General features: G+C 62.3%; 22 protein-coding genes, 1 tRNA gene and 1 pseudogene. 18 read left to right on the forward strand and 6 right to left on the reverse strand.

The genetic code is table 11. The features are described from left to right. Positions 1-2 precede the first annotated feature (2 nt). The 7 genes from tolA (at position 3) to HMPREF2886_RS11410 (ending at position 5,426) form a co-directional block, all read left to right on the forward strand. Positions 3-1,046 carry a cell envelope integrity protein TolA gene (gene tolA / locus HMPREF2886_RS11380; RefSeq protein ID WP_003117096.1) on the forward strand — a complete coding sequence of 348 codons (1,044 nt, stop codon included), beginning with the start codon at positions 3-5 and terminating at the stop codon, positions 1,044-1,046. After that, a complete protein-coding gene (gene tolB / locus HMPREF2886_RS11385) occupies positions 1,043-2,341 on the forward strand; it encodes a Tol-Pal system beta propeller repeat protein TolB (RefSeq protein ID WP_003086128.1) in 1,299 nt (432 codons plus the stop codon). Before tolA ends, tolB begins: the two co-directional genes overlap by 4 nt. 52 nt (positions 2,342-2,393) lie before the next feature. Beyond that, positions 2,394-2,900 carry a peptidoglycan-associated lipoprotein Pal gene (gene pal / locus HMPREF2886_RS11390; RefSeq protein WP_003111417.1) on the forward strand — a complete coding sequence of 169 codons (507 nt, stop codon included), beginning with the start codon at positions 2,394-2,396 and terminating at the stop codon, positions 2,898-2,900. Positions 2,901-2,909: 9 nt separating this feature from the next. After that, positions 2,910-3,734 carry a tol-pal system protein YbgF gene (ybgF, locus tag HMPREF2886_RS11395; RefSeq protein ID WP_003140772.1) on the forward strand — a complete coding sequence of 275 codons (825 nt, stop codon included), beginning with the start codon at positions 2,910-2,912 and terminating at the stop codon, positions 3,732-3,734. Positions 3,735-3,953: 219 nt separating this feature from the next. After that, positions 3,954-4,601 carry a 7-carboxy-7-deazaguanine synthase QueE gene (gene queE, locus HMPREF2886_RS11400; RefSeq protein ID WP_023107103.1) on the forward strand — a complete coding sequence of 216 codons (648 nt, stop codon included), beginning with the start codon at positions 3,954-3,956 and terminating at the stop codon, positions 4,599-4,601. A gap of 15 nt (positions 4,602-4,616) precedes the next feature. Continuing rightward, positions 4,617-5,291 carry a 7-cyano-7-deazaguanine synthase QueC gene (gene queC, locus HMPREF2886_RS11405; RefSeq protein WP_033971087.1) on the forward strand — a complete coding sequence of 225 codons (675 nt, stop codon included), beginning with the start codon at positions 4,617-4,619 and terminating at the stop codon, positions 5,289-5,291. Between the two features lie 59 nt (positions 5,292-5,350). Next, a tRNA-Lys gene (locus HMPREF2886_RS11410) sits at positions 5,351-5,426 on the forward strand. Between the two features lie 289 nt (positions 5,427-5,715). On the opposite strand, the gene HMPREF2886_RS11415 is transcribed toward HMPREF2886_RS11410, so the two are convergent. Next, the gene (locus HMPREF2886_RS11415) at positions 5,716-6,282 is read right to left on the reverse strand and encodes a hypothetical protein (RefSeq protein ID WP_033976605.1); all 567 of its coding nucleotides are present in this window, start codon (positions 6,280-6,282) and stop codon (positions 5,716-5,718) included. 231 nt (positions 6,283-6,513) lie between these two features. On the opposite strand from HMPREF2886_RS11415, the gene HMPREF2886_RS11420 reads away from it, so the two are divergent. Then, positions 6,514-6,918, forward strand: a complete 405-nt coding sequence (locus HMPREF2886_RS11420) for an acyl-CoA thioesterase (protein ID WP_033973531.1) — start codon at positions 6,514-6,516, stop codon at positions 6,916-6,918. Positions 6,919-6,961: 43 nt separating this feature from the next. On the opposite strand, the gene HMPREF2886_RS35305 is transcribed toward HMPREF2886_RS11420, so the two are convergent. The 3 genes and pseudogenes from HMPREF2886_RS35305 to HMPREF2886_RS33200 all read right to left on the reverse strand — a co-directional run. Beyond that, on the reverse strand, positions 6,962-7,225 hold the full coding sequence (locus HMPREF2886_RS35305; RefSeq protein ID WP_371915121.1) for a (2Fe-2S)-binding protein: 264 nt from the start codon (positions 7,223-7,225) through the stop codon (positions 6,962-6,964). Next, positions 7,222-7,398: a (2Fe-2S)-binding protein gene (locus HMPREF2886_RS35310; protein ID WP_371254593.1), complete on the reverse strand. Its 177-nt coding sequence runs from the start codon at positions 7,396-7,398 to the stop codon at positions 7,222-7,224. Before HMPREF2886_RS35310 ends, HMPREF2886_RS35305 begins: the two co-directional genes overlap by 4 nt. Next, positions 7,376-7,639 (reverse strand): annotated as a pseudogene (locus HMPREF2886_RS33200) (hypothetical protein); the annotation flags it as partial. The gene HMPREF2886_RS35310 and the pseudogene HMPREF2886_RS33200, both read right to left, overlap by 23 nt. Between HMPREF2886_RS33200 and HMPREF2886_RS34845 the strand changes: the two are divergent. Then, positions 7,638-7,886, forward strand: coding sequence for a hypothetical protein (locus tag HMPREF2886_RS34845; RefSeq protein WP_162492488.1), 249 nt, complete (start codon positions 7,638-7,640; stop codon positions 7,884-7,886). The pseudogene HMPREF2886_RS33200 and the gene HMPREF2886_RS34845 sit on opposite strands and share 2 nt — an antisense overlap. Positions 7,887-8,043: 157 nt before the next feature. On the opposite strand, the gene HMPREF2886_RS11435 is transcribed toward HMPREF2886_RS34845, so the two are convergent. Beyond that, on the reverse strand, positions 8,044-10,890 hold the full coding sequence (locus HMPREF2886_RS11435) for an ATP-binding protein (RefSeq protein ID WP_052435806.1): 2,847 nt from the start codon (positions 10,888-10,890) through the stop codon (positions 8,044-8,046). A gap of 722 nt (positions 10,891-11,612) precedes the next feature. On the opposite strand from HMPREF2886_RS11435, the gene HMPREF2886_RS11440 reads away from it, so the two are divergent. From HMPREF2886_RS11440 to HMPREF2886_RS11455, 4 genes are all read left to right on the forward strand, one after another. Further along, a complete protein-coding gene (locus HMPREF2886_RS11440) occupies positions 11,613-11,972 on the forward strand; it encodes an Hpt domain-containing protein (RefSeq protein ID WP_230393210.1) in 360 nt (119 codons plus the stop codon). Between the two features lie 469 nt (positions 11,973-12,441). After that, positions 12,442-13,038 carry a fimbrial protein gene (locus tag HMPREF2886_RS11445; RefSeq protein ID WP_033973527.1) on the forward strand — a complete coding sequence of 199 codons (597 nt, stop codon included), beginning with the start codon at positions 12,442-12,444 and terminating at the stop codon, positions 13,036-13,038. Positions 13,039-13,104: 66 nt separating this feature from the next. After that, positions 13,105-13,827 carry a fimbrial biogenesis chaperone gene (locus HMPREF2886_RS11450; RefSeq protein ID WP_033976821.1) on the forward strand — a complete coding sequence of 241 codons (723 nt, stop codon included), beginning with the start codon at positions 13,105-13,107 and terminating at the stop codon, positions 13,825-13,827. Between the two features lie 89 nt (positions 13,828-13,916). Next, a complete protein-coding gene (locus tag HMPREF2886_RS11455) occupies positions 13,917-16,424 on the forward strand; it encodes a fimbria/pilus outer membrane usher protein (RefSeq protein ID WP_033976608.1) in 2,508 nt (835 codons plus the stop codon). A gap of 237 nt (positions 16,425-16,661) precedes the next feature. On the opposite strand, the gene HMPREF2886_RS11460 is transcribed toward HMPREF2886_RS11455, so the two are convergent. Beyond that, the gene (locus HMPREF2886_RS11460) at positions 16,662-17,183 is read right to left on the reverse strand and encodes a methylated-DNA--[protein]-cysteine S-methyltransferase (RefSeq protein ID WP_033976610.1); all 522 of its coding nucleotides are present in this window, start codon (positions 17,181-17,183) and stop codon (positions 16,662-16,664) included. A gap of 490 nt (positions 17,184-17,673) precedes the next feature. Here HMPREF2886_RS11460 and pqsA point away from each other — a divergent pair, with 490 nt between their 5' ends. From pqsA to pqsE, 5 genes are read left to right on the forward strand one after another with little or no spacing between them, the layout of a single operon-like run. Continuing rightward, positions 17,674-19,227 (forward strand): anthranilate--CoA ligase, encoded by a 1,554-nt coding sequence (gene pqsA / locus HMPREF2886_RS11465; RefSeq protein WP_033976611.1) that lies wholly within the window; start codon positions 17,674-17,676, stop codon positions 19,225-19,227. Continuing rightward, a complete protein-coding gene (gene pqsB / locus HMPREF2886_RS11470; RefSeq protein WP_003108611.1) occupies positions 19,221-20,072 on the forward strand; it encodes a 2-heptyl-4(1H)-quinolone synthase subunit PqsB in 852 nt (283 codons plus the stop codon). The genes pqsA and pqsB overlap by 7 nt, the downstream gene beginning before the upstream one ends. Beyond that, positions 20,065-21,111, forward strand: a complete 1,047-nt coding sequence (gene pqsC, locus HMPREF2886_RS11475) for a 2-heptyl-4(1H)-quinolone synthase subunit PqsC (protein WP_003108612.1) — start codon at positions 20,065-20,067, stop codon at positions 21,109-21,111. The genes pqsB and pqsC overlap by 8 nt, the downstream gene beginning before the upstream one ends. 42 nt (positions 21,112-21,153) lie before the next feature. Further along, positions 21,154-22,167: an anthraniloyl-CoA anthraniloyltransferase gene (pqsD, locus tag HMPREF2886_RS11480; RefSeq protein WP_003117014.1), complete on the forward strand. Its 1,014-nt coding sequence runs from the start codon at positions 21,154-21,156 to the stop codon at positions 22,165-22,167. Then, entirely contained in the window at positions 22,161-23,066 is a 906-nt protein-coding gene (pqsE, locus tag HMPREF2886_RS11485; protein WP_039027701.1) for a 2-aminobenzoylacetyl-CoA thioesterase PqsE, read from the forward strand. Before pqsD ends, pqsE begins: the two co-directional genes overlap by 7 nt. Positions 23,067-23,122: the final 56 nt, after the last annotated feature.

Here is a 23,122-nt window from a genome sequence, read left to right on the forward strand (position 1 = left end):
TCTTGAAGCAACAGTTCGAACGCTCGCCTTCCGAGAGTTATTTCTGGCCCGTCGTCCTGGCGGTGGTCCTGCACGTTCTGATCTTCGCCATGCTGTTCGTCAGCTGGGCGTTTGCTCCGGAGCTTCCTCCCTCCAAGCCGATCGTGCAGGCCACGCTCTACCAGCTCAAGTCGAAGAGCCAGGCGACGACCCAGACCAACCAGAAGATCGCTGGCGAGGCGAAGAAGACCGCCTCCAAGCAATACGAAGTCGAGCAGCTCGAACAGAAGAAGCTCGAGCAGCAGAAACTCGAGCAACAAAAGCTGGAACAGCAGCAGGTCGCTGCGGCGAAAGCGGCGGAACAAAAGAAGGCTGACGAGGCTCGAAAGGCCGAGGCCCAGAAAGCCGCCGAGGCGAAGAAGGCCGATGAAGCCAAGAAAGCTGCCGAGGCCAAGGCCGCCGAGCAGAAAAAGCAGGCTGACATAGCCAAGAAGCGCGCCGAGGACGAGGCCAAGAAAAAGGCCGCTGAGGACGCGAAGAAGAAGGCAGCCGAGGACGCGAAGAAGAAAGCGGCCGAGGAGGCCAAGAAGAAGGCTGCTGCGGAAGCGGCGAAGAAGAAAGCCGCCGTCGAGGCCGCCAAGAAAAAGGCCGCCGCCGCTGCCGCGGCAGCCCGCAAGGCTGCCGAGGACAAGAAGGCACAGGCATTGGCCGAGTTGCTTTCGGATACGACCGAGCGCCAGCAGGCCCTGGCCGACGAGGTGGGCAGCGAGGTCACCGGCAGTCTCGACGACCTGATCGTCAACCTGGTGAGCCAGCAGTGGCGGCGTCCTCCATCGGCGCGTAATGGAATGAGCGTAGAAGTACTGATCGAAATGCTGCCGGACGGTACCATCACCAATGCCAGCGTCAGCCGTTCGAGTGGCGACAAGCCTTTCGACAGTTCGGCGGTGGCGGCGGTGCGTAACGTCGGCCGTATTCCCGAGATGCAGCAATTGCCGCGGGCTACCTTCGACAGCCTGTATCGTCAGCGCCGCATCATCTTTAAACCGGAGGATTTGAGTCTGTGAGTACCCTGATTCGCATTGCGCTGTTCGCCCTGGCCCTGGTGGCAGGTGCTGCGCAGGCTGCCGACCCGCTGGTGATCTCCAGCGGTAACGACCGTGCCATTCCCATCGCCGTGGTGCCGTTCGGCTTCCAGGGGGGCAACGTGTTGCCGGAAGATATGTCCAATATCATCGGCAACGACCTGCGCAACTCCGGCTACTTCGAGCCGCTGCCCCGGCAGAACATGATCAGCCAGCCGGCGCAGGCCAGCGAAGTGATCTTCCGTGACTGGAAGGCAGTTGGCGTCAACTACGTGATGGTCGGCAACATCGTGCCTGCCGGCGGACGCCTGCAGGTGCAGTACGCATTGTTCGATGTCGGCACCGAGCAGCAGGTCCTGACCGGCAGCGTGACCGGCAGCACCGATCAGCTCCGCGACATGTCGCACTACATCGCCGACCAGTCGTTCGAGAAGCTCACCGGTATCAAGGGTGCGTTCTCCACCAAGATGCTCTATGTCACCGCCGAGCGTTTCTCGGTCGACAACACCCGCTATACCTTGCAGCGCTCCGACTACGACGGCGCCCGCCCGGTGACCCTGCTGCAGTCGCGCGAGCCCATCGTGTCGCCGCGCTTCTCGCCCGATGGCCGCCGTATCGCCTATGTCTCCTTCGAACAGAAGCGCCCGCGTATCTTCATCCAGTACGTCGATACTGGCCGTCGTGAGCAGATCACCAATTTCGAGGGCCTGAATGGCGCTCCGGCATTCTCCCCTGACGGCAACCGCCTGGCCTTCGTCCTGTCGCGCGACGGCAACCCGGAAATCTACGTCATGGACCTTGGCAGCCGCGCCCTGCGCCGCCTGACCAACAACCTGGCGATCGATACCGAACCCTTCTGGGGCAAGGACGGCTCTACCCTGTACTTCACCTCGGACCGTGGCGGCAAGCCGCAGATCTACAAGATGAACGTGAACAGCGGTGCCGTGGACCGGGTAACCTTCATCGGCAACTACAACGCCAACCCGAAACTCTCGGCCGACGAGAAGACCCTGGTAATGGTTCACCGCCAGCAGGGCTATACCAACTTCCAGATCGCCGCCCAGGACCTCCAGCGCGGCAATCTGCGGGTGCTGTCGAACACCACTCTGGACGATTCGCCCACTGTTGCGCCCAATGGCACCATGCTAATCTACGCCACCCGCCAGCAGGACCGGGGCGTGCTGATGCTCGTATCCATCAACGGACGCGTACGGATACCTCTCCCTACCGCTCAGGGCGATGTGCGCGAGCCTTCCTGGTCCCCTTACCTGAACTGACGGTCGCCAACGGTTACAAACTTATACACTGGGGTTCATTAGGAGTTACATGATGGAAATGCTGAAATTCGGCAAATTTGCTGCGCTGGCTCTGGCCATGGCTGTGGCTGTGGGTTGCTCCTCCAAGGGCGGCGATGCTTCCGGTGAAGGTGCCAATGGCGGCGTCGACCCGAACGCAGGCTACGGCGCCAACAGCGGTGCCGTTGACGGCAGCCTGAGCGACGAAGCCGCTCTGCGTGCGATCACCACCTTCTACTTCGAGTACGACAGCTCCGACCTGAAGCCGGAAGCCATGCGCGCTCTGGACGTACACGCGAAAGACCTGAAAGGCAGCGGTCAGCGCGTAGTGCTGGAAGGCCACACCGACGAGCGCGGTACCCGCGAGTACAACATGGCCCTGGGCGAGCGTCGTGCCAAGGCCGTTCAGCGCTACCTGGTGCTGCAGGGCGTTTCGCCGGCTCAGCTGGAACTGGTTTCCTACGGCAAAGAGCGTCCGGTCGCCACCGGCCACGACGAGCAGTCCTGGGCTCAGAACCGTCGCGTCGAGCTGAAGAAGTAAGAAGTCGTTATGCCCAAGCACCTGCGTGTCCTGACGTTCCTCGCGCTCAGCCTGCCATTCGCGGCCTGGGCGGAAGTTCCTGTGTATGACGGCGTTGCCGCCAACAATGGCGGCAACGTACCTCCTTCCGGGTATGGCACGGCAGGTGCCGGCGGCGCCTTTGCCGGAGGTGGGGTGACAACCCCCACCTCCGTGCAGGGCGAACTGTTCATGCAGCTCCAGCAGATGCAGGACGAGTTGGCTCGCCTGCGTGGCACGCTCGAAGAACAGCAGAACCAGATCCAGCAGCTCAAGCAGGAAAGCCTGGAACGCTACCAGGACCTCGACCGTCGGATTTCCGGTGGTGGTGCTCCCGCTGCACAGAATTCCGCACCCGCTGGCGCCATCAACGCCAATGGGGCGCCTGCGGCTCCCGCAGGCAACAACGCACCGGCGCCGAGCAGTGAGCCGGGCGACCCGGCGAAGGAGAAGCTCTATTACGACGCGGCCTTCGACCTGATAAAGAGCAAGGATTTCGACAAGGCGAGCCAGGCGTTCAATGCCTTCTTGCGCAAGTACCCGAACAGCCAGTACTCCGGCAACGCCCAGTATTGGCTCGGCGAGGTGAACCTGGCCAAGGGCGACCTGCAAGGTGCCGGCCAGGCCTTCGCGCGGGTCAGCCAGAGCTACCCCAGCAGCCAGAAGGTGCCCGACTCGCTGTACAAGCTGGCGGACGTCGAGCGTCGCCTGGGTAACAACGACAAGGCCAAGGGCATCCTTCAGCAGGTCATTTCCCAGTACCCGGGCACTTCGGCCGCCCAACTGGCGCAGCGCGACCTGAAGAACCTTCGCTGATCCCGTCCCCGATGAACAAACCCGCGCCTGTCGCGGGTTTTTTCGTTAGAATCGGCGCCCCCGTGAAGCTGCATGGTTTCAGCTCGGCTGATCTTCGTGCCTCTCCACGCGAGACTTTCCGGGATTTCGAGCGCCACGACAGGATACGTCCCGTGGCGCTCCTTCATTTACCGCAACGGAGGCGGACGACCTGTTCAGTCGTCACGCCCGTGGCTGAATATGCAACAGACCCTGCGCATCACCGAGATTTTCTACTCGTTGCAGGGGGAAACACGTACCGCCGGCTTGCCGACGGTCTTCGTGCGCCTGACCGGCTGCCCCCTGCGCTGTCACTATTGCGATACCGCCTATGCCTTCAGCGGCGGCGACGTCGTTAGCCTGGACGCTATTCTCGAGCGGGTTGCCGCCTACAAGCCCCGCTACATCTGCGTGACCGGCGGGGAGCCGCTGGCCCAGCCGAATTGCATCTCTTTGCTGGAACGGCTCTGTGACGCCGGCTACGAGGTTTCCCTGGAAACCAGCGGGGCTCTCGACGTGTCACGGGTCGATCCGCGCGTAAGCAAGGTTCTCGATCTCAAGACGCCGGGATCTGGCGAGGTCGGACGCAACCGATACGAAAACATCCCGTTGCTGACCGACAACGATCAGGTGAAGTTCGTCGTCTGTTCGCGAGAGGACTACGACTGGGCGGTATCCAAGCTGATCGAGTACCGCCTCGACCAGCGTGCCGGTGAAGTCCTGTTCTCGCCGAGCCACCATCAGGTCAGCGCGCGCGAACTGGCCGATTGGATCGTGGCCGACAACCTGCCGGTCCGCCTGCAATTGCAACTGCACAAGATTCTCTGGAACGACGAACCGGGCCATTGAGACGAGGAATCCATCATGAACCAGAAGAAAGCGGTCATCCTGCTCTCCGGCGGCCTCGACTCCGCCACCGTTGTCGCCATGGCCAAGGCCGACGGCTACGCCTGCTACACCATGAGTTTCGACTACGGCCAGCGCCATCGCGCCGAGCTGCAGGCCGCCGAGCGCGTGGCCCGGCAATTGGGCGTGATCGAGCACAAGGTGATAGGGCTCGACCTCAATGGCATGGGCGGTTCGGCCTTGACCGACACCAGCATCGCCGTGCCCGAGGCGCCCGGCGAGGGGATACCGGTAACCTATGTGCCGGCGCGCAATACGGTGTTCCTCTCGCTCGCCCTGGGCTGGGCCGAAGTGCTCGACGCCCATGACATCTTCATCGGCGTGAACGCGGTGGATTACTCGGGCTATCCGGATTGCCGCCCCGAATTCGTCGAGGCGTTCGAGCGGCTGGCAAACCTGGCGACCAAGGCGGGCGTGGAGGGCAACGGCTTCCGTATCCAGGCGCCGCTGCAGTACCTGTCCAAGGCGCAGATCATCCAGGCGGGCATCGCACGCGGGGTGGATTACAGCCTTACGGTGTCCTGCTACCAGGCCGATGAACAGGGGCGGGCGTGCGGCAAATGCGATAGCTGTCGGTTGCGTGCGGATGGCTTCGCGGCGGCTGGTATTTCCGACCCGACGCCATATTTCTGAAAAAAATTCGCGAGGGGTGTTGTTTTTACGTTAGAAATCAGTATTATACGCCTCGCGTTGGGTCGTTAGCTCAGTCGGTAGAGCAGTTGGCTTTTAACCAATTGGTCGTAGGTTCGAATCCTACACGACCCACCATTTTTACAAGGGAGCGTTGCAAATCCCCGTAAGGCTAGCGTTCTAGGGCCAGCGGATTGCAGCAATCCGGGCCGAGAGACGGCCAGCGTCGACCAAGGGTCGATATGAAGAGCCCACCTGTTCAGGTGGGCTTTTGCATTTCTGCAATCCGGAAATCTTCCCAGGCGCGCCTTCATGAGCTGCCCACTGGCTCGCCGTTCCGCCAGCGTAATACCCCGCAGCGAGGGAAGGGGACAGCGTCCCGGTCTTTGTCGACGTTCAACAGGAGGCGGCGCGTGCGCCGCTCCGGTCATTTCGGCTTGTTGCCGAGCATCGCGTCCAGGTCGCGCATGGTCTGGCTTTTGGCCTGCACGCCTTGCAGCTCGACGAACATCGCCTGCACGGTCCGCACCATGTTCGCGCTGGTCATCTTGCCCAGCGACAGCATCTGGTTGTTGCTGCGGTTGGCCGGCGCGCAGATGAAGGTGAACGAGCGCTGCAGCCAGTCATCGTACTTTTCCGGATTGATCCAGCCCTGAACGGTTTCCACCTTCTTCACGACATAGTCGAGGCGGCTCATGGCATGTGCTTTGTCGAAGCGAACCTTGCGCTCGGTGCACTTGTACTGGATCTCATAGGCCGCCAGCACCGGCATCGAGCGGTCTTCGAAGATCTGCATGATCTGGGCGGATTGCACGCCCTTGGGTTTTTGCAGGATGCCGGCGGCGTCGGCGACGAACACTTCGTTCTGGTAGCGTTCGCCCTTGCCGTAGACGATCCAGTAGTCGCCCGAGGCTTCGGCGAAGGCCGTGGAGGCGGCGCACAGGACGCCGAGCGACAGCAGCCACTGCCGAGCATGAAGAATGGGTGTCGCCATGATTGCTTTCCCTGACAAGTCTATCCCTGGCCGCGGAGGGGCCATCCAGGCGACGAATCATAGGGTACCCGACAAGAGGGGGCGACTAGCACGGATGCACTATCGGCGAGACGGGAATGGCTCCTTGCCTGCGCGATCCCTTGAGCAGGCACATGCCTGCCTGGGAATTTGTCAGCGGGCCGGGTCTCTCCTAGAGTGGGCCTCCTTTTCTCGCGAGCGGACAGTGACGCGATGCCCAACCCGGTTTTCATAAAAAGAACGGTACTGTTTGGCGACTGCGACCCCGAGGGGATCGTCTATACGCCACGGTTTTCCTATTTCGTCCTGGAGGCCATCCAGGAAGCGCTCGGGGTCTGGCTGGGAGGTCCGGGGCTGAGGACCCTCCTGGGCTTCAGGATCCTTCCTCCTGCGCGGGCGTTCTCCCTGGAGTTCCTGCATCCGCTCACCTGGGACGACGAGCTGACGATGCGGGTGAGTGTGTCGAGCGTGGGCACGCATTCCTTCTCTTTCGCGGTCGAAGGGTGTCTCGCGCCTGATCTCGTGGTATTCACTGCGAGCCTGACGCAGGTTTGCGTTTCTCCGCAGACGCGCGAAGTCATGGAGGTTCCGGCGCAACTCCGCGCGCTTCTCGAGTAGGAGGGGCTGCCGGGCACGACACGGCTGCGCGCAGCCTCGGACATTATCTTCCCAACCGGCCACGCTGTCGCCCGGGTGTCGCTGGCGGCGATCGTCCGGCCATCCGCCCAGCGTTGTCGGCATCGCTTGGCTTGGCGTGCTGCGCCAGCAACGCGGCGGCGCTCATGATCTGCCCGGACTGGCAATAGCCGCATTGCACCACGTCCAGCTTCACCCAGGCCCGCTGGACCGCCTGCCCTATCGCGGTAGCGCCAATGCTCTCGATGGTGGTAACGCGCTTGCCCCTGGCGGCGCCGGCGGGTGTCACGCAGGAGCGTACCGCGACACCGTCGAGGTGAACGGTGCAGGCGCCACACAGGGCGATACCGCACCGAACTTGCTGCCGGTCAGGCCGGCTTCGTCGCGCAGATACCAGAGCAGCGGCATTTCGGGATAGCCGTCGAAGCTCAACGCCCGGTCATTCACGGTCAGGTCTATCATTTTCTTCTACTCCTCGAGCGCCAGGCCGATGGAACGGCAGACTGAGCGTGCTGCGCGGCCGGCCGAGCTGGACCAGGGCGTTCCCAACCGCCGGGGCGATCACTGGCACGCCAAGCTCGCCCACGCCGGTGGGCTTCTCGCCGGACGGCACGATGAACACTTCGATTTCCGGCATCTCACCGATTCGCAGCGGGCGGTAATCGTGAAAGTTCGACTGCTCCACCAGGCCGCTCTTGAGCGTGACGTTTCCGTACAGGGCCCTGCCAGTTCGCCGCCTCGGCGACTGCCCGGAGAACGCCGGCCGCGCGTGGGGCCTCGCGCATCTCGGCGTGCCGATGGCCGGCCTCGCCTGCTGGGGGGTGACCTACCAGTGCAGCATCAGCTTCGAGGGTCGCGCCGGGCTGGTCGTCGACTACGTGACCCGCGGCGGCCAGGAAATCCTTGATGCGCATTCGCACTGCAGCCGGGTGTTCGGCACGTTCGAGTGAGTTCGGGGAGGGTAGGCTCGCTCCCAGCCGACTCCGCCGGGAGCCACGGATGCCATCCCGGTATTTCCGGGCCCGCGGGGTCCCGAAGTATCCCGGAGCATGCCCCGAAACCGCGTTGGGTGGTTGCCGCTGTCTGCGGACGGGGCCAGGGTGCGAATCATCCGTTCCGAAGGGTGCGACCCAGTATTTCCAGGGAGACAGGCTTGAACAGGACTTCGTCCGCCCCCGCTTTCCTGAAGCGTTCGACCATAGCCTCCTCCGCGCTGGCCGTCAGGGCGATGATCCTGCAGGGCTTACGCCCGGAGGCGCGTTCCTCCGCACGGATGTGGGCGACCAGGTCGAAACCGTTCATTTTCGGCATGTGGCCATCCGTGACGAGCAGGTCGAATCGGCCTGTCTTCCATTGCTCCCAGGCCTCGAGTCCGTCTTCCGAAAGCGTCACGGCATGTCCGAGCTGCGCCAGTTGTCCTTCCAGAACGATGCGATTGAAGGGGTGGTCATCCGCGACGAGGATCTTCAGCGGAGTCTCGTCCGACGAGCGTTCCTGGGGAGCCGGCGGTTCCGGCAGTGCCTCCGGAGGTGTGGCCAAGGGCAGCTCCAGCGTCACGCTGAAGTGCGAACCTTTGCCGGGCTCGCTTTGCAGCGTGATATGCCCTTTCAGGTGTTCCACCAGGCGCTGGGTTATGTTCAACCCCAGCCCGCTGCCATAGGCCTGCCCGCGCTGGGCGGACTCCACCTGGGAGAAGGGCTGGAACAACCTGGAGCAGTCTTCCGCTGAAATACCGATCCCTGTATCGATGACGTCCAGTTGCACATGGAGGTGTCGTGGCGTCTGGTTTCCGCTCAGGCGCATCGTCACGCCGCCCTGCTCGGTGAATTTGATGGCATTGCTCAGGAGATTGAATGTGATCTGCTTCAGATGCAGCGGATCGACGGTCACCCATTGTTCGACGTCGCCATGGTATTCGCTGTCGAGGGTCAGCTTCTTCTGTCGAGCCAGGCTGGTTGCCAGTTCGGCGATTTCCTCCATCATGGCTTTCAGCGCGACCGGCCTGGGCGTCGAGTCGATGTGCCCGGACTCGATTCGGCTGAGATCCAGGACGTTGCCGATCAACAGCAGCAATCCCTGTGCCGCGCTTTGCGCCGCGAGCAGCGATTCCTTGTCCATCGTGCCCTGTTCCGCTCGTTGTAGCGCGAGCTCCTGAAGCCCGATCACCGCGCTCAGGGGCGTCCGGATCTCGTGGCTCATGGTGGAGAGGAACGTGCTCTTGGCCTGGTTGGCCGCATCCGCCTTTTGCTCCGCCAGGCGGGTCCTGTGGATCTGGCGGGTCAGGTAGAGTCCCCATACCAGAGAGAAGAGCACGAGCACCAGGGCGATCGCGCCAATCTGGAGGATCGTGTGTAAATGGTCCCTCCAGAAGCTTCCCCTGATGGTGATGTAGCGGGGCTCCCATTTCCTGATGAGCTCGGAGATTTCCTCCGGGGTGATCGAGAGCTGGGCCTTTTCCAGGATGCTGCGCAGCTCCTGCTCCCTGGCCTGGACCGCCAGGCTGACAGGGCGGTTGTAGGCGTCCAGCACACCGGTCACTTTCAGGCGATTCTCGAGCCGCTGGGTCACCACGAAGCGGGCTGCATAGTCACTGCCGACGAAGACGTCGCTGGTGCCTTCGTCGACGCTGCGCAGGGCCCTGAGGAGGGTGGGGTAGACGGCCAGCTTGATGCGCGGATGATGCGTGCGTATCTCTTTTTCCAGGAAATAACCGGAAACGACCGCCACTTTCTTGCCTTCCAGTTCGGCAAGATGGTGAACCTGCTCCTCTCTGTCCGTGATCGAGGCGCTTTTCGCGGAAAGGACGATGACCGATGACTGCAGATAGGGGGGAAGCAGTTCGATGGAGCGGGGTAGCCCCGAAGACGGGGACATGACCGGTGAGAGCAGGGCGCTTCCCTTGGCCATCGCTTCGTCGAGCTCCGCATAGTTCCGCGCCTGAAGATACTCGAACCGAAGCCCGCTGCGTTGGCTGATGAGCTCCAGGTAGTCTGGGCCGATGCCCACCGCCTTGCCGTTCTGTGTGAACTGCCCGAGGGCTCCCAGCGAGCCATTGAGCACAACCCGTACGCTGGGGTGCTCGGCCAGCCAGCCGTTCTCTCTCGGAGTGAGGGCGATCCGGCTGTCGCTCAGGCGGATGCTTCGGCCACCGCTCCAACTGCGCAGGATGCTGTCGCCATACTGCGCGGAGACGGCAGGAACGGCCCTGGCGAGATAGTCCCGCAGCCATGTGTCCCCGGGCCTGAGAAGAAATCCGAAGCCGCGGCTTTCGATGGGGGCGAAGCTCCTGATCTTGAGATTGACCCAGTAGTTGGTATTGATGAGGTAATTACTCGAGACCACGTCCCCCAACGCCGCATCCACTTCGTCGAGGGCCAGTGCTTCCAGTGCCCTCTTGGTCGATTCGTAGAGGAACAGCCGACTGCCCGGGTAGGCGGCGGTGACCTGGGATTCCTTCAGGTAGCCTGGAGGAATGGCCAGTCTGATGCCGGCTTGACGCTGGGTGAATGGTGCCTCGAGCGTGGAAACCAGGACTGGCTGGTCGGGCAGGTACAGTTCGCTGAGGACCATCTTGCTATCGGCGGCCTCCACGGGAGTGCTGGAGCCCAGCAGGTCGATCTCGCCCTGGCGTAGCGCCTGTAGGGCAGCCTCTCTCGATGGAAGCCGGACGATCTGGACGGACTGGTCGAACAGGAGTTCCAGATAGTCCGCCGTGATGCCTTGCAGATGATTGGCGCTCAGCAGTTCCAGTGGCGGGTAGTCGGGGGCGGAAACCCCGAACCTCAGTGGGCCTCGCTTGGCTAGCCATTGCCGGTCCATGTCGGTCAGCCAGGGACGGGTGGTCGAGGCTATTCGTCCGAACAGGTTGATGGCTGGCTGCTGAGCCTGGCTTGCCGTAGTGCTGGCAAGGAACATGACAAGGAAGGCGAGTGCGCGCCGAACCGTTACCCTCATGGGATGTCCTTGTGTGTTGGAAAAAGGGCGCCTGCGGGAGGAGGTGTCCATTCTGGCCTGGAAACATCGAGTTTCCCGATGGCGTCAAATGACCCTGGCTGCCGGGGGGGGGCGTTGCCGGTGATGAGACTTTGGCGGCGCTGGCGGGATCACCGGCGTGTCTCGTTCAGAAGTGTGCAGGAGCGGGACAGTTCAAGCGGGGCTGGCGCGTTTCGAGACTAGGCGTGCGATAGGCGCTCATGGCCGGGCTTCCGGTGCGGGTGGGACGGGCTGGACGGAGCTCCTGCTCCTCCGGCGCCATGCTAGCAGTTGCCATCCAATAATCCAGCGTGTCCCGCTGAAAATCCCCTGCCTTGGTCCACCCCGGCGTTTGTTTATCGTAGGACTTTCCTGACTCGAATAGGGCGGGAAGCGATCCCGCTCGGCTGGTCGTGATCGAAGACCTTGCCCAGCGTGGACAGTGCCGGCGACGAGTGGTACGGGAAAGAGGGTTCAAGGATTGCGGGAGCGGGTGTGGGAGGCAGGCATGGCGGCAGCGAGTGAAGAATAATTCCCTTATGCTCCATCCTGGCATTGTGACCGTGGCGGTTGAATCGCTCCTGCCGCTGGAGCGGTTCGCCGTTTTTTCTGGTGGCGGACTGCAGGAGCCGAAACGTGGCTGCCATATCCGGAAGCATATCGATGGAGGTTGTATGAAAGATGAACTGAGTACGCAGCAGCCGATGGAGAACCTGTTCGACAGCCGATCCCTGAAGTCCATCACGGGGGGTGAGCCGACCGCGTTGCGGCGTTTGCTCGACACACTGCTGGCTAGCAGCCGCAGTGATCGCGCCCGCTTGCTGCACTTGCTCGAGCACAACGACCTGCAGGGGCTGGCGGAACTCGCGCACAGAATAAAAGGCGCCGCCAGGGTGGTGGGAAGCACTGTATTGGTCGAATCCTGCGTGTTGCTTGAGGAGGCATGCTCAAGTCAAAGGCATTCTGCGGAACAGGTGACCGAGTATGCACTTTCATTGAGTCGCAAGGTCGAGATGTTCGAGAGTAATGTCGTGGCCGAATTGGCCAGGCTTCCGAAAAGCTAGACTCTGGCTCGAGGGTTTTCGAGCTTTTTCTGGATTTTCATTTTTCTCTCCAGGAGGCATGTCTGCGCTCCTGGTCTTGAATAGGCATTCTCCGCAAAAACGGCCTTCTCACTGCCGTCCTCTATGGCGACCGTTCCGACTATCCCGCGTTGGACGAATCGTTCTTCTCTTCCTGCCGAAGTTTGTCGATGTTTTCCGTTGTGCAACGGTGTCATGGGGACACTTGTCCTGCCACGGCCTTTACCTTGCGTTCACTTTGCTTTTATAGCCGTTCATCGATGCGCTAATGCTTTCGCCGGAGCAGTGGCGTTGATCTATTGTAGGAAAAGTCATACATGCCTGGGAGATGTTTCATACAACTCTCTAGGAAGTACTTCGTTGTCGTCCTATTCAGCTTTTCGGAGAATAGTCCCGGCTCTTATGGGAGTTCAAGTGGAAATACTTTCACCATTATAAAGGAAGCTCAATCGTGTCCATCTCCATGAAAAGTCTTCTGGCTGCTGCGGTAGCCAGCCTGGTTGTCGGCAACGCTATGGCGGCAGACGGCACCATCAACTTCACCGGTGAAATCACCGCTGCATCCTGCAACATTACCGGTGGTGCCGGTACCAACGTTGGTGGCAGCAAGGGCAACCAGACCATCGACGTCAACCTCGGTAAGGTCAGTATCGACGCGCTGGGCGGCACCGCTGGTGGTGGTATCGCTGGCGGCACCAATATCAACCTGGAGCTGGATTGCGGCGACACCGGCACCGGCCTGACCACCGTCAAGGTCAAGTTCGACCCGCGCTCCGGCTCCGGCATCGACACCCAAAACGTCAGCCTGCTGAAGACCACCGGCACCGCCACCGGCGTTGGCATCGGCATCTACGACACCAGCGGCAACCTGCTGAACCTGTCGGCCAACGAAACCTTCGATGCACCGCTGGTCAAGGAAGGCACCGATCCGAAGTTCACCTATAGCGCCAAGCTGGATCTGCGCGCCGGTTACGTGAAGTCCGGTTCGGACGCGCCCCAAGCCGGTACCGCCAACGGCACCCTGCCGTTCACCCTGACTTACAACTAAGTCTGTATGCCCAGGAGGGGCTTCATGCCCCTCCTTTCCGTCTTTCCTTCCAGAGAAGAACTCATCATGAAACATGTACTTTCTTCCAGAATTCTCTGGGCTGGTGTTCTTTTGCTTTCCTCTGGGTTGGCCAGTGCAGGTATTACCCTGGGTGGTACTCGAGTGGTACTGCAAGCCCCCAGTAAGGAAGCTTCCATACTTGTAAAGAACCAAGCCGCCCAGGATGTCATGATCCAGTCCTGGATGGAGGCCGAGAGTGACAGTCACTCCCAAGACGTTCCTTTCGCCATCACTCCTCCTCTCAGTCGCTTGGGGGCCAACAAGCAGCAGACGTTACGCATTCTCTACCAGGGCCAGGGCCTGCAGAACGATAGAGAGAGCGTGTTTCGCTTGAGCGTTCAGGAAATTCCGCAGAAGTCCAAGTCGGATAATACCCTGCAGATTGCGCTTCGTCAGAGAATCAAGGTGTTCTATCGCCCTGTCGGTCTCCAGGGAACGCCAGATGAAGCGGCAAAGAACCTGACATGGCGCCTGGTTCGTCAAGGTGGACGGTCTGTGGTGGAGGCTACCAATAACGCCGCTTTTCATGTGTCCTTTGCCAGTGTGAAGTTGAAAAGTGCCGGTCAGTCTTATGCCGTAACGGCAGATATGCTCGCGCCGAAGTCGAGCAAGAGATTCGATGTAAAAGATATTCCGGCTAGCGCTTCGGCGGCAGCCATGAAGGTCGAGTTTCAAAGCGTGAATGACTATGGCGGTCTTGATCAGCATGTATCCCCTTTGGGGGAGTAGTTAATTAGCGCCAAGGTCGTACAAACTACGTTCCACTCCAAGGATGAGTGTTTCAAGAATATTAGGAAGTTAGCCTAAGGAATAAGCTCGTGGCCATTTTCAGGGAAAATTTCAACTTCAAGATAGCCGTTTATTCCGGGGCTTCCTATTTCATGGCTTTGGGGATGACCCTGCCAGGGGTGGCTGGCGCAGTCGAGTTCAACGAAGATTTCTTGCAGAAGAACGGCAGTCCCGTCGAGTTGAGTTATTTCGAGAAGGGCAGTTCGGTTCTGCCTGGCTCCTATAGCGTCGATATCTATCTGAACCAGACGATGGTCAAGCGGCAGGATATCAACTTCAGTGCCAGCCCGGAAACCGGCGAAGTTAAACCGGTGATCCAGGTTGGCCTGCTGAGGGACCTGGGGGTCGATGTTCCCCGCCTGATGCGGGATAACCTGATAGCGAGCAATCTCGAGAACAACATGCCGCTGGATGTGCCGGGCCTCATTCCGGGCGCCTCGGTGGAGTTCGATGTCAACAATCTGGCCCTGCTGGTCAGTATTCCTCAGGCATATGTACAGCGGCATTCCCGCGGCTACGTCGATCCTTCGCTCTGGGATGATGGCGTCACCGCTTTTTTCAGTAACTACCAAGCCAACTTCAGCCGCAATACCACTCATGGACAGAGCAGCGACTATCGCTACCTTGGTTTGCGCAACGGTTTCAACCTGTTCGGTTGGCGTTTGCGCAACGACTCCTCTTTCAGTGGTGGCACCGGCATGCGCAACAAGTTCACCAGCAGCCGCACCTACGTCGAACGCGATATCCGGCCCCTGAAAGGGACCCTGTCCTTCGGGGAGCTATATACCCAGGGTGAGATTTTCGACAGCGTCCGGATGCGTGGGGCGCAGTTGAAGTCCGATATCGGCATGTTGCCTGACAACGAGATCGGCTATGCACCGGTGGTTCGTGGTATCGCCGAGACCAATGCGACGGTTGAGGTCAGCCAGAACGGCTATGTGATCTACTCCACCAGCGTTTCGCCAGGTGCTTTCGAGATCACCGACATCTATCCCAGTGGCTCGAATGGTGACCTGGAGATCAAGATCATCGAGTCCGATGGACGCGAGCGGACCTTCAAACAATCCTATTCCTATCTGCCGGTGATGACCCGCAAGGGCAACCTGCGTTATGCCCTGGCTGCCGGTGAGTACCGCACGGATGGCCAGCCTTCGCCCAAGCTGCTGCAGGGAACGGCGGTTTATGGCATGTCGGACAACATCACCGGCTACGGCGGCCTGCTTTCTGCGGAAAAGTACAACGCATTCAACGTTGGTATCGGCCTTAACACGCCCTTCGGCGGCGTCTCCGGAGACATCACCCACAGCCAGTCCGATACCCGGCGAGCGGGGCGGAACCAGGGGCAGAGCTTGCGTTTTCTCTATTCGAAAACCATCAACGCCACCGATACCAACTTCACCATGGTGGGCTATCGCTACTCCACGGAAGGTTATCGGACGCTCAGCCAGCATGTGGAAGACATGTCCAGCGAGGATTATCTGAACGGCATCAGCTATGGACGGCAGAAGAGCCGTATCGATCTCACCGTGAACCAGACTCTGTTCCGGCGCAGTTCGGTCTACCTCAGCGCCGGCGAAACCACATACTGGAACCGCCAGGGCAGTACGCGCCGCTGGCAGTTTGGCTACAGTGGCAGCGTCCGCGACGCAAGCTACAGCCTGGCGGTATCCCGCACCCAGGACACCGGGCCGGTAGGGCAATCGGACACCCAATTCACCGCTTCCATCAGCATTCCATTGGGCAGCAGCAGCCGTTCGCATCGGGTCTATGCCAGTGCGATATCGTCGCAGCATGGCGATTCCAGCCTGAATACGGGCGTATCCGGTTATCTGGACGAGAAGAACACGCTCAACTACAGCGCCCAGGCCAACTACAGCAAGGATGCCGGAAACTCCGGCAGCGTTGGCCTGGGATGGGATACCACCACAGCCAAGCTCACTACCAACTACAGCCAGGGACGCGACAACAAGCACTTGGACGTGGGAGCCAGCGGCTCCATGGTCGTTCACAAGGGCGGTGTGACCTTCGGACAGCCGGTGGGCGAGACGTTCGGCCTGGTGGAGGTGCCTGACGTCGGTGGAGTGGGCATCGATGGCTACAACACGGTGCGCACCGACAAGCGTGGCTACGCCGTGGTTCCCTACATGCAGCCCTACCGCTACAACTGGGTAAACCTGGACACCAATACGCTCGGCAGCGATACCGAAATTGCCGAGAACTCGCAGATGCTTGTGCCTACTCGAGGAGCGGTGGTGACCAAGCGCTTCGACGCCGAGTCCGGTCGGCGCGTCCAGTTTGAGCTGACCCTGAGCAGCGGAGAGAAGATTCCCTTCGGCGCCCAGGCCTATGACCAGTCGGAGAAAGTTGTTGGCATGGTGGACAACCTGTCCCGACTGCTGGTGTTCGGCATCGAAGACCAGGGGCGCCTGGAGGTTCGTTGGGGCGAGGGAAGCAGCTGCACAGCGAATTATCAGTTGCCGGCCAAGGACAAGAACCTTTCTTATGAGCGCATGGCATTGGTTTGTAGCACCAGGTAAGAGAAACGCTGCATTGCATGTCGTCGTTTCGGGGGGGCGACTGCATGCACAGCGCTCCTGAAGGACTGTCCAGTGCGATTGGCGATCGAGCCTTGGCGATGCCGAGCCTCTTGGTTCGGCCAGCCTGAACGGCGCCAGTGCAGGCATCGATAAGCGCTGGCATGTCCGCCTGGCTTGGTCGGGATACGCACGCTCAGGGCGCGACCAGGCATTCTGGTCCTGGGAGCATTAGGCTGTTCAGCATTCCCAGGCTGTATCGAACAGTTCGGGACGAGTCGGTCGCTGTTCCAGCCGCAGTAGCCATTGCTTGGCTGCCAGCCCTCCGGCAAATCCGGTCAGACCACCGGAGGCGCCGATCACCCTATGGCAAGGTGCAACGATGGAAAGCGGATTTTTCCCATTGGCAGCGCCAACTGCGCGAACGGCCTTCGGACTACCGATTTGCGCTGCGATTTCCGAATAGCTGCGGGTCTCGCCGAAGGGAATGGTAAGCAGGGCGTTCCAGACCTTTTTCTGGAATTCCGTGCCCTGGAAGTCGAGTGGCAGCTCGAAGCGGGTGCGACTCCCGGCGAAGTACTCGCTCAATTGGTGCTCGGTTTCCGCCAGGATCGGATTGGCCTCCGCGAACTGCATATCGTCGAGCGGGACCCGGTTGGGTCGCTCGTGTTCCCAGAGGATCGCGACCAGCGAGGTCTGGTCCCTGGCGACCAGGGTCAGTCTACCGACCGGGGATTCCATCTTTCTGTAACGGTAGGGCATGGGCAGGTTCTTTCGCGGCGAAGCGCTCCAGTGTACGCAATGGCGCATCGGTGAGGGAGCCGGTATGCCGCGGCTACGGCGCGTAGAACCGGCCAAGGAGCTGTGAGATCTGGCAGGCGATTTGCCAGGCAAAGTAGGTTGTCATGGGGTTGTCGTCTTATCGAGCCGGACGACGGGTGGCGTTGGCGGGTCTGTTGTAACGGTTTTTTACCGGCCGCTGGATTTCCGTCCGATGAATTGATCCGGATGATCGCCGCCCGCCCGCCTGCCATTTCGCTGGAGAGCCGTCCTTCACGCGGTCCAGGATTATCCCGGCAGCAGCCAGGGGCGACGGTGATTCTTCCGTCACCGAAACTTTTTCGTTCGGACTCCGAATATCGCGCTTCGTCCAGCGCCGCTAGTTTCCCGTTCCTGACAAAGCAAGCGCTCTGGCTCAGGCCTTTCCTGACGCGGAGCGCCTATCGCTTCGCTGAAGAGGGAACGTTCCGTCATGTCCACACTGGCCAACCTGACCGAGGTTCTGTTCCGCCTCGACTTCGATCCCGGTATCGCGCTGTATCACTATCAGGGTCAGACCCTGAGCCGGCGGGAGTGCCGTTCCGCCATCCTCTCGCAGGCAAGCCAACTGGCCCGGGTGCTCGAACCCGGTGACCGGGTGCTGCTGGCGCTCAACGATTCGCCCTCGCTGGTCTGCCTGTTCCTCGCCTGCATCGCCGTCGGCGCGGTTCCTGCGGTGATCAATCCGAAGACCCGCGAGCAGGCGCTGGCCGAGATTCTGGCCGACTGCCAGGCCAGCCTGGTGGTGCTTGAAGCCGATGCGCCGCCGCTGGACGGGGCGCTGGTGCCGCTGACCCTGCGTGCCAGCAGCGGGCAGCCGCTGCTCGACGACTTCTCCCTGGATGCGCTGGCGGGCGCTGCCGAGGCCGACTGGGATGGTTTTCAGCGCCAGGCGCCGACGGCGCCCTGCTACCTGCAGTACACCTCGGGTTCCACCGGCGCGCCGAAGGGCGTGATCCACAGCCTGCGCAACACGTTCGGTTTCTGTCGGGCGTTCGCTACGGAGTTGCTGGCATTGCAGCCGGGAGACCGGCTGTATTCGATTCCCAAGATGTTCTTCGGCTATGGCATGGGCAACAGCCTGTTCTTTCCCTGGTTCAGCGGAGCCTCGGCGCTGCTCGACGATACCTGGCCGAGCCCGGAGCGGGTCCTGGAGAACCTGGTCGCCTTCCGCCCCCGGGTCCTGTTCGGGGTGCCAGCCATCTATGCCTCGCTGCGTCCGCAGGCCAGGGAGCTGTTGAGCAGCGTGCGCCTGGCGTTTTCCGCCGGCTCGCCGCTGCCGCGTGGCGAGTTCGAATTCTGGGCCGCGCACGGGCTGGAGATCTGCGACGGCATCGGGGCTACCGAGGTCGGCCATGTGTTCCTCGCCAACCGCCCGGGCCAGGCGCGTGCCGATAGCACCGGGCTGCCGTTGCCTGGCTATGAGTGCCGGCTGGTGGACCGCGAAGGACACACTATCGAGGAAGCGGGCCAGCAAGGTGTGCTGTTGGTGCGTGGGCCCGGATTGAGTCCGGGTTACTGGCGAGCCAGCGAAGAGCAGCAGGCGCGCTTCGCAGGTGGCTGGTACCGCACCGGCGACCTGTTCGAGCGCGACGGGGCGGGTGCCTACCGCCACTGTGGGCGGGAAGACGATCTGTTCAAGGTGAATGGCCGCTGGGTGGTGCCGACCCAGGTCGAGCAGGCGATCTGCCGTCATCTGCCGGAAGTGAGCGAGGCGGTTCTGGTTCCTACCTGCCGGCTGCACGATGGCTTGCGTCCGACCCTGTTCGTCACCCTGGCCACTCCGCTGGACGACAACCAGATCCTGCTGGCGCAGCGTATCGACCAGCATCTCGCCGAACAGATTCCTTCGCACATGCTGCCCAGCCAATTGCATGTGCTGCCGGCCTTGCCGCGCAACGACAACGGCAAGTTGGCGCGCGCCGAGCTGCGCCACCTGGCCGACACCCTTTATCACGACAACCTTCCGGAGGAACGGGCATGTTGATTCAGGCTGTGGGGGTGAACCTGCCCCCATCCTATGTGTGTCTGGAGGGGCCGCTGGGAGGCGAACGCCCTCGCGCCCAGGGCGACGAGATGCTGATGCAGCGCTTGCTGCCGGCGGTTCGCGAAGCCCTGGACGAGGCGGCGGTCAAGCCCGAGGAGATCGACCTGATCGTCGGCCTCGCCCTGTCTCCCGACCATCTGATCGAGAACCGCGACATCATGGCGCCGAAGATCGGCCATCCGTTGCAGAAGGTCCTCGGCGCGAATCGCGCGCATGTCTTCGACCTCACCGACTCGAGCCTGGCCCGCGCCCTCTACGTGGTCGATACCCTCGCCAGCGACCAGGGCTATCGCAACGTCCTGGTCGTGCGCGGCGAATCCAGCCAGGGATTGGAAGTGGACAGCGAGTCCGGCTTCGCCCTTGCCGACGGCGCCCTGGCCCTGCTCTGCCGGCCGACCGGCAAGGCCGCGTTCCGTCGCGGTGCGCTGGGCGGTGATCCGGCGCAGGAATGGCTGCCGTTGAGCATTCCGCTGAACACCGATATTCGCCAGGTAGGCGACGTCAAGGGACACCTCAACCTGCCGGCCCAACCTGGATTGCCCGAAGCGGTACGCGCCGGATTCACCCGTCTGGCCGGGGACTTCCCGCAACTGAACTGGGTGCGCGAGGAATGGTTCGGCCAGGGACGGCCCGATGGTCGTTGCCTGGGGCCGTTCGAACTGGCGTCGCAACTGCGCGCGGCACAGCGCGACCGTCTGGATGAACTGCTGCTGATCAGCTTCGATCCGTTCGGCATGGTGGTGGAGGGCGTGACCCTGGAACTGGCGGGAGAAGCTCATGCATAAGGTCAAACTGGCAGCGATCACCTGTGAACTTCCGGCTCGCAGCTACGAAAACGACGATCCGGTGTTCGCCGCGGTACCGGACCTCAGCGAGTCCTGGTGGCAATTCTGGGGCGTCAATCGGCGGGGCTATTTCGACCCGCGGAACGGCGAGAACGAGTTCAGCCTGGTGGTCCGGGCCGCCGAGCGCCTGCTGCGCAGCAGCGATACCGCGCCGGATAGCGTGGACATGCTGATCTGTTCGGCTTCCTCGCCGATCATGACCGACGCCGGCGATGTCCTGCCGGACCTGCGCGGGCGTCTCTATCCGCGCATGGCCAACGTGCTGTCCAAGCAGCTCGGCCTGAGCCGGGCGCTGCCATTGGATTCGCAGATGGAGTGCGCCAGCTTCCTGCTCAACCTGCGCCTGGCAGCGAGCATGATCCGCCAGGGAAAGGCCGAGAAAGTGCTGGTGGTGTGCAGCGAGTACATCTCCAACCTGCTCGACTTCACCTCGCGTACCTCGACCCTGTTCGCCGATGGCTGCGCGGTGGCCCTGCTGACCCGCGGCGACGACGACAGCTGCGACCTGCTGGCTTCGGCCGAACACAGCGACGCCACGTTCTATGAAGTGGCCACTGGTCGCTGGCGCCTGCCGGAAAACCCGACCGGCGAGGCCAAGCCGCGGCTGTATTTCTCGTTGTTCAGCGACGGCCAGAACAAGATGGCCAGCTTCGTCCCGACCAACGTGCCGATCGCGATGCGCCGGGCGTTGGAGAAGGCCGGCCTGGGCAGCGATGACATCGATTATTTCGTCTTCCACCAGCCAGCGCCGTTCCTGGTCAAGGCCTGGGCCGAGGGCATCGGTGCCCGTCCGGAGCAGTACCAGCTGACGATGGGCGATACCGGCGTGATGATCTCCGTTTCCATCCCGTACACCCTGATGACCGGCCTGCGCGAGGGCAAGATCCGCCCCGGCGATCGTATCGTCATGGCCGGCGCAGCCACTGGCTGGGGTTTCGCCGCCCAGGTCTGGCAATTGGGCGAGGTGCTGGTGTGCTGAGGCATCGCCATGTTGAACCACGGTGTCCGAGGAGGGCTGCACATGGGTAATCCGATCCTGGCCGGGCTGGGTTTCAGCCTGCCGAAACGCCAGGTCAGCAATCATGACCTGGTCGGGCGCATCAATACGTCGGACGAGTTCATCGTCGAACGCACCGGCGTGCGCACCCGCTATCACGTCGAGCCGGAACAGGCGGTCAGCGCGCTGATGGTGCCGGCGGCGCGCCAGGCCATCGAGGCTGCCGGGCTGCTGCCGGAGGACATCGACCTGTTGCTGGTGAACACCCTGTCGCCGGACCACCACGACCCGTCCCAGGCCTGCCTGATCCAGCCGCTGCTGGGCCTGCGGCACATCCCGGTGCTGGATATCCGGGCACAGTGCAGCGGGTTGCTGTACGGCTTGCAGATGGCTCGCGGGCAGATCCTCGCCGGGTTGGCACGGCATGTCCTGGTGGTCTGCGGCGAGGTGCTATCCAAGCGCATGGACTGTTCGGACCGTGGCCGCAACCTGTCGATCCTGCTCGGCGACGGTGCCGGCGCAGTGGTGGTCAGCGCCGGCGAGAGCCTCGACGACGGCCTGCTGGACCTGCGCCTGGGCGCCGACGGCAACTACTTCGACCTGCTGATGACCGCGGCGCCGGGCAGTGCCTCGCCGACCTTCCTCGACGAGAACGTCCTGCGCGAGGGCGGGGGCGAGTTCCTCATGCGCGGCCGGCCGATGTTCGAGCATGCCAGCCAGACCCTGGTACGGATCGCCGGCGAAATGCTCGCGGCCCATGAGCTGACCCTGGACGACATCGACCATGTGATCTGCCATCAACCGAACCTGCGCATCCTCGATGCGGTGCAGGAGCAACTGGGCATTCCCCAGCACAAGTTCGCGGTGACCGTGGATCGTCTGGGCAACATGGCTTCGGCCTCGACCCCGGTCACGCTGGCGATGTTCTGGCCGGACATCCAGCCGGGACAGCGGGTGCTGGTCCTGACCTACGGTTCCGGCGCGACCTGGGGCGCGGCGCTGTACCGCAAGCCTGAGGAGGTGAACCGGCCATGTTGAGGCTTTCGGCTCCCGGTCAACTGGATGATGACCTGTGCCTGTTGGGGGACGTCCAGGTGCCGGTGTTCCTGCTGCGTCTCGGTGAGGCGAGCTGGGCGCTGGTTGAAGGAGGGATCAGCCGGGATGCCGAATTGGTTTGGGCGGACCTGTGCCGCTGGGTCGCCGACCCGTCCCAGGTGCACTACTGGCTGATCACCCACAAGCACTACGACCACTGCGGCCTGCTGCCCTACCTGTGTCCGCGGCTGCCGAACGTGCAGGTCCTGGCGTCCGAGCGGACCTGCCTGGCCTGGAAGTCGGAAAGCGCGGTGCGGGTGGTCGAGCGCTTGAACCGGCAACTGTTGCGTGCGGAGCAGCGGTTGCCCGAGGCCTGTGCCTGGAACGCTCTGCCGGTGCGCGCGGTGGCCGACGGCGAGTGGCTGGAGCTGGGGCCGCGGCATCGCCTGCAGGTCATAGAGGCCCACGGCCACAGCGACGATCACGTGGTTTTCTACGACGTGCGACGCCGACGCCTGTTCTGCGGTGATGCCCTGGGCGAGTTCGACGAGGCAGAGGGGGTGTGGCGGCCGCTGGTGTTCGATGACATGGAGGCTTACCTGGAGTCCCTGGAACGCCTGCAGCGTCTGCCGACCCTGCTGCAACTGATCCCGGGACACGGCGGCCTGCTGCGGGGGCGGCTGGCCGCGGATGGGGCTGAGTCGGCCTATACCGAGTGTCTGCGCCTGTGCCGGCGGTTGCTCTGGCGCCAGTCCATGGGCGAGTCCCTCGACGAACTGAGCGAGGAGCTGCACCGCGCCTGGGGTGGGCAGAGCGTCGACTTCCTGCCCGGCGAACTGCACCTGGGGAGCATGCGCCGGATGCTGGAGATTCTCTCCCGCCAGGCGCTGCCTCTGGACTGAGACGGGACATCCATTGCGGCGATCGCCGCCGACGGCAGCGGTCGCAATTGGGGGAA

It is taken from the genome of Pseudomonas sp. HMSC066A08, from assembly GCF_001813025.1.
Taxonomy (GTDB): domain Bacteria; phylum Pseudomonadota; class Gammaproteobacteria; order Pseudomonadales; family Pseudomonadaceae; genus Pseudomonas; species Pseudomonas aeruginosa.

Coding starts and splice junctions, on each gene's coding strand:
- pqsD (WP_003117014.1), top strand. CDS start 21,154: ATGGGTAATCCGATCCTGGCCGGGCTGGGTTTCAGCCTGCCGAAACGC.
- ybgF (WP_003140772.1), top strand. CDS start 2,910: ATGCCCAAGCACCTGCGTGTCCTGACGTTCCTCGCGCTCAGCCTGCCA.
- pqsE (WP_039027701.1), top strand. CDS start 22,161: ATGTTGAGGCTTTCGGCTCCCGGTCAACTGGATGATGACCTGTGCCTG.
- pqsC (WP_003108612.1), top strand. CDS start 20,065: ATGCATAAGGTCAAACTGGCAGCGATCACCTGTGAACTTCCGGCTCGC.
- pal (WP_003111417.1), top strand. CDS start 2,394: ATGGAAATGCTGAAATTCGGCAAATTTGCTGCGCTGGCTCTGGCCATG.
- HMPREF2886_RS35310 (WP_371254593.1), bottom strand. CDS start 7,398: ATGATAGACCTGACCGTGAATGACCGGGCGTTGAGCTTCGACGGCTAT.
- HMPREF2886_RS11435 (WP_052435806.1), bottom strand. CDS start 10,890: ATGAGGGTAACGGTTCGGCGCGCACTCGCCTTCCTTGTCATGTTCCTT.
- HMPREF2886_RS11460 (WP_033976610.1), bottom strand. CDS start 17,183: ATGCCCTACCGTTACAGAAAGATGGAATCCCCGGTCGGTAGACTGACC.
- pqsB (WP_003108611.1), top strand. CDS start 19,221: ATGTTGATTCAGGCTGTGGGGGTGAACCTGCCCCCATCCTATGTGTGT.
- HMPREF2886_RS11420 (WP_033973531.1), top strand. CDS start 6,514: ATGCCCAACCCGGTTTTCATAAAAAGAACGGTACTGTTTGGCGACTGC.
- queC (WP_033971087.1), top strand. CDS start 4,617: ATGAACCAGAAGAAAGCGGTCATCCTGCTCTCCGGCGGCCTCGACTCC.
- pqsA (WP_033976611.1), top strand. CDS start 17,674: ATGTCCACACTGGCCAACCTGACCGAGGTTCTGTTCCGCCTCGACTTC.
- HMPREF2886_RS11440 (WP_230393210.1), top strand. CDS start 11,613: ATGGAGAACCTGTTCGACAGCCGATCCCTGAAGTCCATCACGGGGGGT.
- HMPREF2886_RS11415 (WP_033976605.1), bottom strand. CDS start 6,282: ATGGCGACACCCATTCTTCATGCTCGGCAGTGGCTGCTGTCGCTCGGC.
- queE (WP_023107103.1), top strand. CDS start 3,954: ATGCAACAGACCCTGCGCATCACCGAGATTTTCTACTCGTTGCAGGGG.
- HMPREF2886_RS11450 (WP_033976821.1), top strand. CDS start 13,105: ATGAAACATGTACTTTCTTCCAGAATTCTCTGGGCTGGTGTTCTTTTG.